The organism is Pseudohongiella nitratireducens (assembly GCF_001642735.1).
Lineage (GTDB): Bacteria > Pseudomonadota > Gammaproteobacteria > Pseudomonadales > Pseudohongiellaceae > Pseudohongiella > Pseudohongiella nitratireducens.
Map to the genome: position 1 here is coordinate 113970 of NZ_LWHM01000032.1, position 16080 is coordinate 130049.

The 16080-nt window shown below is 52.8% G+C and carries 14 protein-coding genes; 9 read left to right on the top strand and 5 right to left on the bottom strand.

Translation table 11 applies throughout. The annotated features are described in order from the left end of the window. Positions 1-44 precede the first annotated feature (44 nt). From tkt to PSCS_RS12230, 6 genes are all read left to right on the top strand, one after another. Entirely contained in the window at positions 45-2057 is a 2013-nt protein-coding gene (gene tkt / locus PSCS_RS12210) for a transketolase (protein WP_068812389.1), read from the top strand. After that, a complete protein-coding gene (locus PSCS_RS12215; RefSeq protein WP_068812390.1) occupies positions 2050-3102 on the top strand; it encodes a type I glyceraldehyde-3-phosphate dehydrogenase in 1053 nt (350 codons plus the stop codon). The genes tkt and PSCS_RS12215 overlap by 8 nt, the downstream gene beginning before the upstream one ends. A gap of 94 nt (positions 3103-3196) precedes the next feature. Further along, the gene (locus PSCS_RS12220) at positions 3197-4378 is read left to right on the top strand and encodes a phosphoglycerate kinase (RefSeq protein ID WP_068812391.1); all 1182 of its coding nucleotides are present in this window, start codon (positions 3197-3199) and stop codon (positions 4376-4378) included. Positions 4379-4403: 25 nt separating this feature from the next. Beyond that, positions 4404-5447 (top strand): class II fructose-bisphosphate aldolase, encoded by a 1044-nt coding sequence (fba, locus tag PSCS_RS12225; protein ID WP_068812392.1) that lies wholly within the window; start codon positions 4404-4406, stop codon positions 5445-5447. 686 nt (positions 5448-6133) lie between these two features. Then, positions 6134-6412: a type II toxin-antitoxin system RelE/ParE family toxin gene (locus tag PSCS_RS15655; protein ID WP_082866664.1), complete on the top strand. Its 279-nt coding sequence runs from the start codon at positions 6134-6136 to the stop codon at positions 6410-6412. Between the two features lie 12 nt (positions 6413-6424). Beyond that, positions 6425-6709 carry a HigA family addiction module antitoxin gene (locus PSCS_RS12230; protein ID WP_068812393.1) on the top strand — a complete coding sequence of 95 codons (285 nt, stop codon included), beginning with the start codon at positions 6425-6427 and terminating at the stop codon, positions 6707-6709. Positions 6710-7482: 773 nt separating this feature from the next. On the opposite strand, the gene PSCS_RS12235 is transcribed toward PSCS_RS12230, so the two are convergent. Further along, positions 7483-8730: a serine hydrolase domain-containing protein gene (locus PSCS_RS12235; RefSeq protein WP_068812394.1), complete on the bottom strand. Its 1248-nt coding sequence runs from the start codon at positions 8728-8730 to the stop codon at positions 7483-7485. Positions 8731-9131: 401 nt separating this feature from the next. Then, complete coding sequence (serA, locus tag PSCS_RS12240; RefSeq protein ID WP_068812395.1) at positions 9132-10361, bottom strand: phosphoglycerate dehydrogenase; 1230 nt, start codon at positions 10359-10361, stop codon at positions 9132-9134. 115 nt (positions 10362-10476) lie between these two features. On the opposite strand from serA, the gene PSCS_RS12245 reads away from it, so the two are divergent. Both PSCS_RS12245 and PSCS_RS12250 read left to right on the top strand, forming a co-directional pair. Next, the gene (locus PSCS_RS12245; RefSeq protein WP_068812396.1) at positions 10477-11889 is read left to right on the top strand and encodes an FAD-binding oxidoreductase; all 1413 of its coding nucleotides are present in this window, start codon (positions 10477-10479) and stop codon (positions 11887-11889) included. 220 nt (positions 11890-12109) lie between these two features. Further along, on the top strand, positions 12110-12319 hold the full coding sequence (locus tag PSCS_RS12250; RefSeq protein ID WP_068812397.1) for a cold-shock protein: 210 nt from the start codon (positions 12110-12112) through the stop codon (positions 12317-12319). Positions 12320-12459: 140 nt separating this feature from the next. On the opposite strand, the gene rpiA is transcribed toward PSCS_RS12250, so the two are convergent. Beyond that, the gene (gene rpiA, locus PSCS_RS12255) at positions 12460-13134 is read right to left on the bottom strand and encodes a ribose-5-phosphate isomerase RpiA (protein ID WP_068812398.1); all 675 of its coding nucleotides are present in this window, start codon (positions 13132-13134) and stop codon (positions 12460-12462) included. A gap of 142 nt (positions 13135-13276) precedes the next feature. Between rpiA and ilvA the strand changes: the two genes are divergently transcribed. Next, on the top strand, positions 13277-14797 hold the full coding sequence (gene ilvA / locus PSCS_RS12260) for a threonine ammonia-lyase, biosynthetic (protein ID WP_068812399.1): 1521 nt from the start codon (positions 13277-13279) through the stop codon (positions 14795-14797). Between the two features lie 25 nt (positions 14798-14822). Here the strand turns inward: ilvA and ppnP are convergent, their stop codons facing one another. Both ppnP and asd read right to left on the bottom strand, forming a co-directional pair. Next, on the bottom strand, positions 14823-15137 hold the full coding sequence (gene ppnP, locus PSCS_RS12265; protein WP_068812400.1) for a pyrimidine/purine nucleoside phosphorylase: 315 nt from the start codon (positions 15135-15137) through the stop codon (positions 14823-14825). Between the two features lie 59 nt (positions 15138-15196). Then, positions 15197-16048, bottom strand: coding sequence for an archaetidylserine decarboxylase (gene asd, locus PSCS_RS12270; RefSeq protein ID WP_068812446.1), 852 nt, complete (start codon positions 16046-16048; stop codon positions 15197-15199). Between the last annotated feature and the right edge of the window lie 32 nt (positions 16049-16080).

A 16080-nucleotide genomic window follows, 5' to 3' on the forward strand; every position in this document is an offset into this window, starting at 1 on the left:
ACCACCTGCGACGATTGAACTACGCGAACAGGAGTCTCCCACCTATGTCGACCCGACAGACCACGCGGCGTGAACGCGCCAATGCGATCCGCGCCCTGAGCATGGATGCAGTCCAAAAAGCTAATTCCGGACACCCCGGCGCCCCGATGGGGATGGCCGATATTGCTGAAGTTCTATGGAATGACTACCTGTCCCATAACCCGGTAAATCCACAGTGGATTAACCGTGACCGCTTTATTTTGTCAAATGGTCACGGGTCCATGCTGGTTTACTCGCTGCTGCACCTGAGCGGTTATGATCTGCCGATCTCGGAACTGCAAAATTTCCGACAGCTGCATTCACGTACACCGGGTCACCCGGAGTATGGCTATACCCCCGGTGTTGAAACCACCACAGGCCCACTGGGGCAGGGGTTGGCTAATGGTGTTGGCATGGCGATCGCAGAGAAAACACTGGCCGCACAGTTCAACCGTCCTGACCACGATATTATTGATCACTTCACCTACGTCTTTGCTGGCGACGGCTGCCTGATGGAAGGCGTATCGCACGAAGTAAGCTCACTGGCCGGCACATTAGGTCTGGGTAAACTGGTGGTTTTCTACGACGATAACGGTATCTCCATTGATGGTGAGGTACAGGGCTGGTTCACAGACGACACCACCAAGCGCTTCGAGTCCTACGGTTGGCAAGTGCTGGCAGTAGATGGTCATGATGCAGAGCAAATCAACGAGGCGATTAAATCGGCACGTGCTGAAACGTCCCGGCCGACGCTGATCCGCTGTAAAACAGTGATCGGTTTTGGTTCACCGGGCAAGTCGGGTACTTCCGGTATCCATGGTGCCCCGCTCGGTGCTGAGGAAATTGAAGCGACGCGTAAAGAGCTCGGTTGGGAGCACGCGCCATTTGAAGTGCCAGAGGCGATTCAGAATGACTGGGACGCGCGTGAGCGTGGTTTCCAGGCTGAGTCGAGCTGGAAAGAGCGCATGACCCGCTACGAAGAAGCTTACCCGGAACTGGCTGTCGAACTGGTGCGCCGCCTTAAAGGTGAGCTGCCCGGTGATTTTGCCGCCAAGGCTGATGAAGTTGTGGCGAAGTTCAATGCTGCTGAAGAAAGCCTGGCAACTCGTAAGGCGTCACAGAATGCCATCGCCGCATTCAATGAAGTATTGCCCGAGCTGCTGGGCGGCTCGGCCGATCTGACCGGTTCCAATTTGACCATGTGGTCAGGCAGTCAGCCAGTGTCCGCCGACAAAGCCGATGGCAACTACATTTATTACGGTGTTCGCGAATTCGGTATGTCAGCCATCATGAATGGCATTGCCCTGCATGGTGGTTTCATCCCTTACGGCGGTACTTTTCTGATTTTCATGGAATATGCACGCAATGCTGTCCGTATGGGAGCATTAATGAAGCAACAAGTGATCAACGTGTATACCCATGATTCCATTGGCCAGGGTGAAGACGGCCCAACGCACCAGCCAGTAGAGCAACTGAGCAATCTGCGCACGACGCCGAACATGGCGGTCTGGCGTCCCAGCGATGCGGTTGAGACGGCTGTGGCCTGGAAGCATGCCCTGCTGCGTTCTGATGGCCCGACCTCTCTGGTGTTCTCGCGCCAGGGGCTGCCTCACCAGGGGCGCAACGCGGAACAACTGCAGAATATTGAACGTGGTGGCTATGTGCTGGAAGACTGTGAAGGCACGCCGGACATTATCGTTCTTGCCACCGGTTCTGAAGTCAGCATTGCCCGGGATGCAGTAAAGACGCTACACCAGGACGGCGTTGCGGCGCGACTGGTTGCCATGCCATCGGTTGAGTACTTCCTGGCTCAGGATGCTGATTACCGCGAGCAGGTGCTGCCGGCCCAGGTGCGTCGTCGCCTGGCAGTTGAAGCTGGTGCCGCGGATTACTGGTACAAATTCGTTGGCCTGGATGGCGATGTGATCGGTATGACCACGTTCGGTGAATCTGCCCCAGGCAGTGCCCTGATGAAAGAGTTCGGGTTTACACCGGAAAATATTGTGAACCGGGCAAAAGCATTGCTGTCCAATGGCTGATACCTCGCGACTGGCGATTAATGGTTACGGCAGAATAGGACGCTGTGTGCTGCGGGCACTGCACGAGCGTGATGACCTGTCGTCATTGAATGTGGTCGCCATCAATGACCTGACAGATGCGCGCACGCTGGCGCACCTGACACGGTATGACAGTACGCATGGGCGATTTCCGGGCAACGTGAGTTTGCAAAGTGACAATGTGCTGCAGGTCAACGGCAGTCACGTCAAGATTTTGCAAACCCCTGGTGTGGATGATTTGCCCTGGCAGGCAATGGACATTGATCTGGTACTGGAATGCAGTGGCCAATTAAGTGACCGTGCTGCAGGTGAGCGCCACCTTTCTGCTGGCGCCAGGCGCATGCTGTTTTCGCAACCGGCCAGTCATGATGTGGATGCCACTATTGTTTATGGTATCAACGATGGTGATTTGCAGGCATCGCACCGCATCATCTCCGCCGCCTCCTGCACCACCAATTGTGTGGTGCCGGTGATTAAATGCCTGGATGATGCGTTTGGGCTGGAGTACGGTGTGATTACCACCATTCACTCGGCAATGAATGACCAGCCGGTGATTGATGCATATCACCATCAGGATTTGCGCAAGACACGTAGTGCCGTGCAGTCCATTATTCCAGTGGATACAGGCCTGGCCAAGGGCATTGGTCGCATATTGCCACACCTGGACGGGCGCTTTTCCGCACAGGCAATGCGTGTGCCGACAGTGAATGTGTCCGCGATTGATTTGACAGTGACGGTTCGCGAAGGCGTAACCGCTGACATCGTAAATCAGGCGATCAGAGCAGCTGCCGCGCAATCTGCGCCGGATGTGCTTGCCTGTACTGATGAGCCGCTGGCATCTTGTGACTTTAATCATGATCCGCGGTCTGCCATTGTGGATTTAAGTCAGACGCGTGTCAGTGGCAAAAACCTTGTAAAAGTGCTGGCCTGGTTTGATAACGAATGGGCCTATGCCAATCGAATGCTGGATGTGGCGCAATTGATTTGCCAGCTGGATTCAACAAGCGGTGCAGGAACCAAACGATAAATTTTGTTAGGCAGATAAGACGTTTTAGGCCGCCAAGAAGTTTAGAGAGACCCCGTCGCATAGGGATACATGGCAAAGGAGAGTAGGACTGGCTATGACTAGCTCAAAGACAATCAAACGAATGCAGGAACTGAACCTTGAGGGTAAGCGGGTTTTGATTCGCGAAGACCTGAATGTGCCAGTAAAAGACGGCAAGGTTGGTAATGACACACGGATTGTCGCCGCATTGCCAACGATCAAGCAGGCAATGGAGGCCGGTGCCCGCGTGATTGTGATGTCTCACCTGGGACGGCCAGAAGAGGGCAAGGCAATTGCGGAACAGCCAGAATCATCCTTGCAGCCAGTCGCTGCCCACCTGCAGTCCCTGCTCGGTAGCCCGGTCAGACTGGTGGCTGATTATATCGGTAACCCTGACTCAGCCACGCCAGCAGATGGTGAGGTGGTTCTGCTCGAAAACGTAAGGGTTAACGTTGGCGAGAAAAAAGATGATGAAACACTGGCAAAACAGTATGCCGCGCTTTGTGATGTGTTTGTCATGGATGCGTTTGGTACAGCTCACCGTGCCCAGGCCAGCACGCATGGTGTGGCTAAATTTGCCGGCCAGGCGTGTGCCGGTCCGTTGTTGTCAGCAGAACTGGATGCGCTGGACAAAGCATTGCAGGCACCCGAGCGTCCCATGCTGGCAATAGTGGGTGGCGCCAAGGTGTCCAGCAAGCTGGAAGTGCTGGAAAGTCTGGCTGAGAAAACAGATCAGTTGATCGTGGGTGGCGGCATTGCCAATACCTTCCTGCTGGCAGCCGGTTATTCTGTTGGTAACTCCCTGGTAGAAAAAGACCTGGTACCTACGGCTAAAGCGCTGATGGAGAAGACCAGCATTCCCCTGCCAGTAGATGTCATTGTTGCCAAAGAATTTTCGGCAGATGCTGAGGCCACGGTTAAGAATGTGGCAGACATCGCTGATGATGACATGATCCTGGATATTGGTCCGGCAACTGCCGCCCGATTGTCAGAAATCATTGCTGGCATGAAAACCATTATCTGGAATGGTCCGGTTGGGGTGTTTGAATTTGATGCTTTTGCAACGGGTACTGAGGCCATTGCGCGGGCAATCGCTGAGAACGACGGTTTCTCTATTGCCGGTGGTGGCGAAACCATCCAGGCAATCGATAAGTTTGGCATTACCGATAAAGTTTCTTATATCTCGACAGGCGGCGGTGCATTTTTGGAGTTTGTGCAAGGCGAGACATTGCCAGCCGTTGCAATTTTGGAACAGTAATTAACGAAAACAAAGAGGATTAGTTATGGCACTGATGAGCATGCGACAGCTGCTGGATCACGCTGCGGAAAATGGATACGGAGTTCCGGCGTTTAACGTCAACAACCTGGAACAGGTTCGCGCGATCATGGAAGCGGCCAATGAAGTGAATAGTCCTGTGATTCTTCAGGCGTCTGCTGGCGCCAGAAAATACGCCGGGTCTAATTTTTTGCGTCATTTGATTCTGGCGGCTATCGAAGAGTTCCCTCATATTCCTATCGTGATGCACCAGGATCACGGTGTCACGCCTGCGGTTTGTCAGCGTTCGATTCAACTGGGTTTCTCCTCCGTGATGATGGATGGTTCACTGGGTCCAGATGGTAAAACACCGACAGACTACGAATACAATGTCGATGTAACGCGCACCGTTGTGCAGATGGCGCACGCCTGCGGTGTATCAGTGGAAGGTGAAATCGGTTGCCTGGGGTCACTGGAAACCGGTATGGCCGGAGAAGAAGATGGCATCGGCGCAGAAGGTAAACTGAGCCATGACCAGATGCTGACTTCTCCGGAAGAAGCCGAATCTTTTGTTAATGATACCGGTGTTGATGCCCTGGCTATCGCTGTCGGTACCAGCCACGGCGCTTACAAGTTTACACGTCCACCAACCGGTGACATCCTGGCTGTCAGCCGTATCAAGGAAATTCACAAGCGTATTCCTAACACTCACCTGGTTATGCACGGCTCCTCTTCTGTGCCGCAGGAGTGGCTGGCAATCATCAACGAGTTTGGTGGTGAAATCCCTGAAACGTATGGCGTACCTGTCGAAGAAATTCAGGAAGGTATCAAGCATGGCGTTCGCAAGGTCAACATTGATACGGATCTGCGTCTGGCGTCTACTGGTGCGGTGCGCAAATTCCTGGCGGAGAACAAATCAGAGTTTGATCCGCGTAAATTCCTGATACCAACCACGCAAGCGATGAAGGGCATTGTTAAAGATCGTCTGGAAGCGTTTGGTACGGCGGGTCAGGCGAGCAAGCTGGGCAAGATCTACAGCCTGGAGGAAATGGCTGAGAAGTACGGGCTGTAACGCTTGGGCTTAGTTTAAGAAACACTTCGTAGTGAGTGCGGTCATGCTGTTGCATTCGCCCGGCTGCGCGGTCACTTCCCTCCTCCCTGACCCGGACGCTGCGGAACTCGTTTGCGTGGCAAACTCAGACAGTCCTCGCGTTTGATCCGGGCCAGTGAGGAGGGAAATACGTGACCTGATTGCTTCGCCGGGTGAATGCAACAGCATGACCTTGGTGCCACTTGTGGGCGGGGTTGCGGAGCTTGCTCACAAACTCAGATAGTTCCACGCGCTTTTTCCGGTCAGCCCCTGGCGGAGAAAGCGTGCTCTGATGGCTCGGATCCCTAAGCCAATCGCCTTTCTTTTTTTCACCGCTTCTCGGCACTAGCTCATACAGTCCTCGGTTTGGTTCGGTCGTTTCATTGCCTCCACCCGGCTGCGCGGTCACTTCCCTCATGCCCTGCCCGGACGCTGCGGAACTCGTTTGCGTGGCAAACTCAGACAGTCCTCGCGTTTGATCCGGGCCAGTGAGGAGGGAAATACGTGACCTGATTGCTTCGCCGGGTGGAGGCAATGAAACGACCTTGGTGCCGGGCTGGGGGTTGTGCGCTATAAATGGATAGGCGTTTAATTCTTGTTGTGTTTCACGGGAGTGAGTGGGGAATGTGTGGTTTGTGGAATGTATCGTATAGCGATACAATTATGTATTGATCATTAGTTTCCGGCATAAAGGGCTTGAGGCTTTTTATCGAACGGGGACTACGCGCGGGATTCAGGCGGCTCATGCTAAAAAGCTTCGGCGTATTCTGGGTTTGCTGGATGTGGCTACAGGCCATGTGGATCTAGATCTTCCCGCGTTCAGGCTACATCCGTTAAAAGGAGATTTGGCAGGATATTGGTCGATTCATGTTAATGGGAATTGGCGGGTAATGTTTCGTTTTAAGGGACAGGATGTCGAGCTTGTTAATTATCTTGATTATCACTAAGCAGGGTTAACTATGATGAAGAATCCTCCGCACCCGGGTGAGTTGATCAGAGAAGATGTGATTGAAGAGTTGGGTCTGTCTGTGACAGAGGCTGCAGAGAGTCTGAGAATGTCGCGGGTTGCGTTATCGCGTGTGCTGAATTGTCGTGCAGCGATTAGTTCTGATCTTGCATTAAGGCTTGAGCTGGCGGGCGTTGGCTCGGCGAGTGCCTGGTTGGCTATGCAGGTTAATTACGATTTAGCTCAAGCCAGATTGCTTCCGCAGCCATCTGTTCGGGCTTTGCGGTCAGCTTCTTAATTCAAGCTAAGGCAGTCCTCGGTTTGGTTCGGTCGTTTCATTGCATCCACCCGGCTACGCGGTCACTCCCCTCATGCCCTGCCCGGACGCTGCGGAACTCACTTGCACCGCTTCGCGGCACAAGCTCAAACAGTCCTCGGTTTGGGGCGGTCAGATCGTTGCATTCAACCCGCTACGCGGTCACTCCCCTCATGCCCTGCCCGGACGCTGCGGAACTCACTTGCACCGCTTCGCGGCACAAGCTCATACAGTCCTCGGTTTGGTTCGGTCGTTTCATTGCACCCACCCGGCTACGCGGCCACTTCCCTGTCACCTGCTCCGGACGCTGCGGAACTCACTTGCACCGCTTTGCGGTACAAGCTCAAACAGTCCTCGCGTTTGATCCGGAACAGGTAACAGGGAAAGGCGTGGCCTGATTGCTTCGCCGGGTGGGTGCAATGAAACGACCTTGGTGCCGGGTTTAAGGTGTGTGGCTTTATTTTCTGGACTATGTGGGTTTGTAGTTTTTTCAGAGTTTCAGGGCGGTTTAATGGAATGGCAAAGGATTGTGGCACCAAGGCCGTCGTACTTATATCGTCGCTCATTCCAATAGGGCCGCGCTTTTTTCTTCTCTGGATGTTCGATAAAGTGCGAGCACTGTCCGAATCCCGAGCGGCTTTGCCGCGAGGATGAGTTGCGCAGCACCGAACATCCAGAGAAGAAGGTGGCTGGAATGAGCGACGATATAAGTACGGCGGCCGTTGCTAAGTAAATGGGTGAATTGCTGCAAAAGATCAGTCCAGGAGCGCCTCATAAACCCGATTCTTGAAATCCTCCCGAAACCCATTCCCGCCCGAAGGTGAAACCTGAGCCATGATCACAGTTACCATATTGTTGACCGGATCAATCCAGAAACGCGTGCCAGCCGAACCGTCCCACCAGACTTCGCCCTGGCTCACGGTGTGATCGTAGTTCTCTGGATGAAGTGCGTATGCGAATCCGCCCAGCGTCCAGCCCGATGCCGCCATGTAGCCGCCTCGGCCAATGGGTAACAGTTCGTCGGCTATGCTGTTCTCCATCATGAGTTCAACCGTTTCCGGCTTGAGTATGCGAGTGCCGTCGATCTCGCCACCGTTGAGGAAGAGCTGGGAGAAGCGTGCGAAATCAAGCGTAGTTGATAACAGCCCGACGCCACCTTCTACTAAAGGAACCTGTTCAGTAAATGGGATGTCTTCCATCTGATGAACCTGCAAGGTGCCATTGGCATCTGGACGGTAGACGGTTGCCAGGCGGTCAATGCGTGACGGATCTGCCCAGAACACCGTGTCGGTCATGCCCAGTGGTCCGAATACCCGTTCTTCAAGAAACTGGTCGTAAGGCTGGTCTGACCAGATTTCAACTAACCGTCCCAGAATGGTGGCGGAAATACCATAGCGGAAGCGCGTACCGGGATCATCGAAAAGCGGAACGCGAGCAGCATTATCTGTCATCTGTGCCAGCGTGATAGATCGCAGGCGAACCTGTTCCTGTACATAAATATCTGAACTGCGACTACCTAACCCAGACGTATGGCGCATCAGATCGGCAACAGTGATGTCACCTTGTCGGGGGCGGGTTTCATCCATGTTGGGTGAAGCAGCGTCTTGAAAGACCTGCTGGTCTGCAAACTGTGGGAGATACTGGCTGATCGGGTCGTCCAGTTGGAACCTGCCTTCCTCCCAGAGGATCATGGCAGCCAGACTGCTGACCGGACGCGTCATGGAGTAAATACGAAATAGCGCATCTTCCGGCATCGGCGTATCTGAGGCGATATCCTGCTGCCCCAGTGCTTCCCGATAAACCAGCTTGCCATCTTTCAAAACAGCCGCCACAACACCGGCAATATGCTTCTGCTCAATATGCGCCTGAAGACTTTCAGTAGCGCGCTCAAGACCGGCGGAAGAAACCCCGACACTCTCAGGCGAAACAGCCTCAAAAGACTGTGAAACAGCAGCATGGGACAACAGACCGAACGCGAACAAACCAAAAGCCAGCTTCTTCATACACCATCACCTGAAACGTTATACGTTGTTATTACCCCTCAATATATCCCACCTGCGACACCACGAAAAGAACAGAACGGCACCACAGCCAAAATCATGCTACTAAGGGCGTTGTATGACCTCCTCAGGGTAAACCAGTAAAGCCACGTGTTCATCCGCACAGCATGTTCGGAAATGAGCGAGCACTGTCCGAATCCCGAGCGGCAAAGCCGCGAGGTTGAGTTGCGCAGCGCCGAACATGCTGTGCGGATGGTGGCGGTTTACCCTGAGGAGGTCATACAGCGCCCGTGCAATCGAGGGTGAGTTGCGCAGCACCGAACACCTTCAGTGAAAGGTGGCCGGGCTGTCTGGATTGATGGTGTGACGCCCGTGCAACTCGAGGTTGAGTTGCGCAGCGCCGCCTACCAAAGCACCCGGCACTTGATGGTCCCATCAACACTGTTCAGCTTATCCAGCGCAATGTCACTGTGCTCTTCATCAATATCCATCACCACATAACCAATTTTGTCATTGGTCTGCAGATACTGTGAGCGGATATTGATGCCATTGTCCGAGAACAGGCTGTTGATCTGGCTAAGTACACCTGGCACGTTTTCATGAATGTGCAGCAGACGGTGCATGTTCGGATGAGACGGAAGTGCCACTTCAGGGAAGTTGACTGACGCCTGGGTCGAGCCATTGTCGCAGTAGCGTGTCAGTTTCTCTGCCACTTCCAGACCGATATTTTCTTGAGCCTCCATGGTGCTGCCACCAATGTGCGGGGTCAGGATGCAATTGTCATACTTGCGCAATGGTGAAATGAATTCGTCATCGTTGGAACGTGGCTCTACCGGGAATACATCGATGGCAGCGCCAGCGATCTGGTTGCGTTCCAGGGAGTCAGCCAGTGCGTCTATGTCGACGACTGTGCCGCGTGAGGCATTAATCAGAATACTGCCCTGCTTCATCCAGCTAATTTCAGTGGCGCCGATCATGTTGGCTGTCTGCGCCGTTTCGGGAACATGCAGGCTAATGATGTCGCAGGTTTCCATCAGCTCTTTGAGGCTGCCAACCTGTATGGCATTGCCAAGTGGTAATTTGGTGATAATGTCGTATAGGTAGACTTTCATCCCCATGGATTCAGCCAGCACACTCAACTGAGAGCCAATATTACCGTAGCCGACAATGCCGAGTTTTTTGCCACGGGTTTCAAATGAACCCTTGGCATGCTTTTGCCATTCGCCACGATGAGCAGCAGCGTTCTTTTGAGGGATGCCACGTAGCAACAGGATGATCTGGCCAATGACCAGTTCAGCAACACTGCGAGTATTGGAATAAGGCGCGTTGAATACTGGAACACCCTTTACCAGTGCCGCATTGAGGTCCACCTGGTTGGTGCCAATGCAGAAACAGCCAACAGCCAGCAGTTTTCTCGCGGATGCAAAGACCTTCTCGTTTAGTTGGGTCCGGGAACGAATGCCTACGAAGTGAGCATCCTTGATCTTCTCAATCAGTTCGTCTTCGGACAAGGAAGTCTTGAGGTACTCGATATTGGTATAGCCAGCAGCATTGAGGCTATCAATGGCGCTTTGGTGTACGCCTTCGAGCAGCAAAAAGCGGATTTTGCTTTTATCCAGTGAAGTCGGTTTCATAGTGGGGCCGTATCTCTTGAGTGTTGCGAATCGGTTTGGATGCGCCAGTTTTCAGGCGCGCTATGTTAACATATCCCGTTTTCTACGTCCGCAGCTTGCAAAGGTATTCCTGGTAATGAGCATTATGCAACAGTCATTGTTGGTCGCCCTGGCCGAAATTGTTGGTGCCGACAGAGTGTTAACTGACGCTGAGTCGTTAGCGCATTACGGTAAAGACTGGACTCGGATGATCGAGCCAGCTCCTTCGGCGATCGTTTTTCCTGGCAGTGCCGAAGAAGTCCAGGCCCTGGTTAAACTGGCAAACGAGCATAAGTTTGCGGTGGTGCCTTCCGGTGGCCGGACCGGATTAAGCGGCGGTGCGGTAGCCAGTCAGGGCGAGGTGGTCATCGCCTTTGATCGCATGAACCAGATTCTGGACTTTAGTGCGGTTGATCGTCAGGTGGTTTGTCAGCCAGGTGTGGTCACTGAGCAATTACAGCAGTTTGCTGAAGATAAAGGGCTGTTCTACCCAGTCGACTTTGCTTCATCTGGTTCCAGCCAGCTCGGTGGTAATGTGGCCACCAATGCTGGTGGCATTAAAGTGATTCGCTATGGTCTGACCCGGGACTGGGTGATGGGTATGAAAGTCGTCACTGGTACTGGCGAAATGCTGACGTTGAACCAGGGGCTGGTGAAAAATGCCACGGGTTACGATCTGCGTCACCTCTTTATTGGTTCTGAAGGCACTTTGGGGATGATCGTGGAACTGACCATGGGGCTGGCAGCAGCACCCAAGGACCCCACTGTGCTGGTGCTGGGCCTTGAGAGTATGGAAGCGTCAATGTCAGTCCTGCAGACATTCCAGGACAATATGCCGATTACGGCGTTTGAATTCTTCTCAGAAAAAGCGCTCGGTCATGTCATGGAAGAAAAAGGCCTGCCGCGTCCGTTTGAGACGGCAACCGACTACTATGCGCTGATTGAGTTTGAGAATACCGGAGAAGCCGCCATGGATGCCGCCATGGCGGTGTTTGAGAAATGCATGGAAGAAGGCTGGGTGCTGGATGGCACCATGAGCCAGAGCACGTCCCAGGCGGAGAACTTGTGGCGTCTGCGTGAAGATATCTCGGAAACCATCTCCAAATTCACACCTTACAAGAATGATATTTCTGTTCAGGTGTCTCAGGTGCCGGCTTTCCTGAAAGAAGTGGATGAAGTGGTCTCCGCCCAGTATCCCGATTTCGAGATCATCTGGTTTGGCCATATTGGTGACGGTAATGTGCACCTGAATATACTGAAGCCCGATGATCTGGATAAAGACACGTTCTTTAAACAGTGCAATGAGGTCAGCAAAGACGTTTTTGCCGCCGTTAAGCGCTTCAAGGGCAGTGTGTCAGCTGAACACGGCGTTGGTTTGCTGAAAAAACCTTATCTGGCTTATAGCCGAAGTGAGGCGGAAATCGCCTGCATGAAGCAATTAAAGCAGGTGTTTGATCCCGCTAACGTCCTGAATCCGGGGAAAATATTCGATCAGGACCAGAAAATGTGATCGCCGTCACGTTTTGCTGTGAAAAAATCACAAAAAACCGACCAAAAAGTGGCATTTTTGCTTGCATTGTATTCCCAGCGACAAATTTAGGCGGTACACTGCTTTGAGAAGTCGATGTTGACTTCAGCGGTTGTAGCCGGAAAGCGCGGCCGGGTAATTAAAACAGAAATGGGGGCGCCAGCTTTCTGGCCCAACCCCTTAGAAAGAGCAAGAGAGCAATATGTCACAGCAAGTAGAAGGTACCGTTAAGTGGTTCAATGATGAAAAAGGCTTCGGCTTCATTGAACAGGAAGGTGGGAAGGACGTATTCGTCCATTTTAGTGCCATTAACGGTACTGGAAGAAGAACGCTGCTTGAAGGCCAAAAAGTTACGATGGAAGTAACTCAAGGCCAAAAAGGCCCCCAGGCGGAGAACGTTACTCCTCTGTAATACAAAGAACGCAGGGCGTCAAACCCCTGCGTTTTTTTATTCCGGTGCAGTAACCCGGTAAACATCGGACACTTCAGAGATACTGGCTGACAAGTGCAGGTAAGATTTGCTGTCTGAAAAATCAGGCAAATAATCCCTTCTTACTTGGCAGTAAGCGTCTTGATGCCGCCTTTTGTCCCGAGAATCAGCTGATCAGCAGGCCTGATGGCAAACAGACCATTGGTAACCACGCCGGTTATCTGGTTCAGTTTTGTTTCAAGTTCTCTTGGGTCAACGATACTCATGTGATGAATATCGAGAATGATATTGCCGTTGTCCGTGACAAAACCGTCCCGGTAGACCGGGTCCCCACCCAACTTGACGATCTCCCGGCCAACATGACTGCGAGCCATTGGAATCACTTCCACGGGTAGCGGGAATTCGCCCAGGATATCCACCTGCTTACTTTCATCTGCGATACAGACAAATTCCCTGGCGACTGCGGCGATGATTTTTTCCCGTGTCAGTGCGCCGCCACCGCCCTTGATCAGATGCAGGTAGGGATTGGTTTCATCAGCACCGTCCACATAAATACTGACTTCGCTGGCTGCATTCAGATCAATAACCTCGATGTTCAGGGCTTTTAATCGACGGGCAGTTTCTTCGGAGCTGGCAACAGTGGCCGGAATGTCATCACGAAACTCACCCAGGTACTCGATGAAGTAGTTGGCGGTTGAACCAGTGCCGACGCCGATCACAGAGTCGCTGTGCAGTCGCTCCTTAACGTAGTCTGCGGCGGCCTTGGCAACTGCTTTCTTCAATTCGTTCTGATCCATAATAGAGGCCTGTGGCTGGGTCATTGGATTTAGTGTCTTTGGATTTAGCGAGTGCTGAACGCTATCATGGTGGCAATGATAGCCTCCGTCATCGTGGAATGCCAAACACAATGCACGGTGTCAGGCTTAACATGTTGGGAGAATTATGGAAAAAGTCATCAAAGCGATCCTGTCAGCCAATGTCTACGACGTGGCAATTCAGACGCCGCTGCAACACGCCCAATCACTGAGTCGGCGCTTGCAAAACGACATTTTGCTTAAACGGGAAGATTTACAACCCGTGTTCAGCTTTAAGCTGCGTGGGGCCTACAATCGAATGGCTGCGCTAAGTCCGGAAGCCGCGCAACGTGGTGTGATTGCGGCCAGTGCTGGCAATCACGCCCAGGGTGTGGCGCTGGCAGGCAAGACGCTGGGCATCAAGACAGTGATTGTGATGCCGGTTACCACGCCGGCGATTAAAGTGAATGCCGTCAGGCAGCGCGGTGGTGAGGTTAAGCTTCATGGAGATACCTATAATGATGCCGCAGCCTTTGCCAAACAGCTGGTGAATGAAAAGGGCTATACCTTCGTACATGCCTTTGATGACCCGTTGGTTATTGCTGGGCAGGGCACTGTCGGGGTGGAAATGCTGCGACAGCACAGTGGAAAAATGGACGCCATTTTTGTTCCTGTCGGTGGTGGTGGTCTTATGGCCGGGATGGCAGCCTACATTAAGTATTTGCGGCCAGAGATAAAAATGATCGCTGTGGAGGCAGAAGATTCGGCCTGTCTGCAACTGGCAATGCAGGACGGTCGGCGCAGTAAATTAAAACAGGTAGGTCTGTTCGCCGATGGTGTGGCAGTTAACCAGATCGGGCAACATACGTTCCGGATTCTCAAATCTTGCGTTGACGATGTCATTACCGTGACCACGGATGAAATTTGTGCAGCGGTCAAGGATATCTTTGATGATACCCGCGCCGTCACAGAACCGGCTGGTGCATTGGCACTTGCTGGTATCAAGAAGTATGTACGCACTTCGGGTGTAAAAGGTCAGATGTTGGCTGCGGTGGTGTCTGGCGCCAATGTTAACTTTGACCGGCTGAGTCACATTGCTGAACGGGCTGAGTTGGGTGAATCCCGTGAAGCTGTACTGGCGGTGACGATTCCGGAACAGCCGGGTAGCTTTCGGGCATTTTCACAGCTGTTGGGGCGGCGCAACGTGACGGAATTCAATTATCGCTTCGGTGATAGTGATGAGGCGAAAATTTTTGTCGGCGTTGAAGTGCCTGATGGCTTGGCCGGACGGCAGGCGCTGCTCAAAGAGTTAGCCGATAATGGCCTGCAGGCTCATGATATGACAGACAATGAAGTGGCCAAAGGGCATATTCGTCATATGGTGGGTGGGCCCAGTCACAGAGCAATTCATGAGCGGGTATTTCGCTTTGAATTTCCCGAAAGACCCGGCGCTTTGAGTAATTTTCTGAATCTGCTGGGCAGCCGCTGGAACATCTCCATGTTCCACTATCGCAACCATGGTGCAGCCTACGGGCGTGTGCTGGCAGGTATTCAAGTGCCTGGGAGTGATAGCAAAGCGTTTGATCAGTTCTTGCGGGAGATTGGTTATCCCTGCCAGGAAGAGACGCAGAATGTTGCCTATCAAACATTCCTGGCAGGGGCGTAGAGTCCGCTGATTGGATCAGCCAACATTAGCCAAGGTAAGAGCAACAGTAGTCGACAACGGTTTTGATTTTGATATCAAAACCGGAGTTGGCGGGTACTTCAAAGCTGTCGCCACCGGTGATTTTGCGCCAGATATCTTCTCCTGGCAGTAAGATTTCCAGGTCACCGGCCAGAATTTCCATGATTTCCTTCTTCTCGGTGCCGAAATGGTATTCACCCGGCATCATGATGCCCAGCGTTTTGATGTCGCCATTGGCGAACTCGACAACACGGCTGGTCACTTTGCCGTCATAGTAGATGTTGGCTGCTTTGACGACAGTCACGTTTTCAAATTTACTCATTGTAAAGTTCCGTTAAGTTAGGTTCCGTTAATTTGCATTTTTTGCATGGCAAATGCTTGTTAGTAGGTGCCAAAGTACTGCCCCATTTGTACCGGTTGCCCGGCTCGCATATCAGCAGAAATCTGGCCAGTGTTGGGGCCAAGCAGCACAATGACTGTCGAGCCCAGAAGAAAGCGGCCCATTTCTTCGCCGCGAAGGAGTTGTCGCTCAGTGCCATCGGCACTGTGATCCTGCTTTTGTGGCTGATTGCCTGCAGGTGCGCTGATGCCTGGCCAGGCCGTTTCTATACCCGCCACAATCATGGCGCCAACCAGCACCAGCGACATCGGGCCTGACGGCGTTTCGAAATGGCAGATCAGTCTTTCATTGCGAGCAAACAAACGGTCCACTCCGGCTGCTGTAGCCTGATTGACCGAGAATAATTTGCCAGGAATGTAGTGAGTCTTCACTAGCCTTCCGTCGCACGGCATGTGGACACGATGATAGTCTTTGGGAGAAAGATAAACCGTTGCAAACTGGCCGTCGATATAGCGCTCTGCCCAGTCTCTGTCTTCACCAAGCAGTGCCTGGATCGAATAATGCCGACCTTTCGCCTGCAGGATGGCCCTGCCTTCAATGCGTCCCGCCTGACTGATTTCACCATCAGCCGGACATACCAGGCTATGTGGTTTCTGGCTAAGCGGGCGTGCATCTGCCTTGAGTGCACGGGTAAAGAAATCATTAAAGCTTGCGTAAGCGTTGGGGTCAGGCTGGGCCGCCTCAGCCATGTTCACCTGATAACGATTGGCAAACCAGCCAATAAAGCTGTTTTTTACCCAGCTGACCCGGCTGCTGGCCAGCAGGCCAACGCAACGGGACAGCAGGTGCTGGGGCGTTACATGTTGCAACGCAATAAATGCTTTTTCCGTCAAAGTAGGCACGGGTGATCCTGGATTGAAATGGG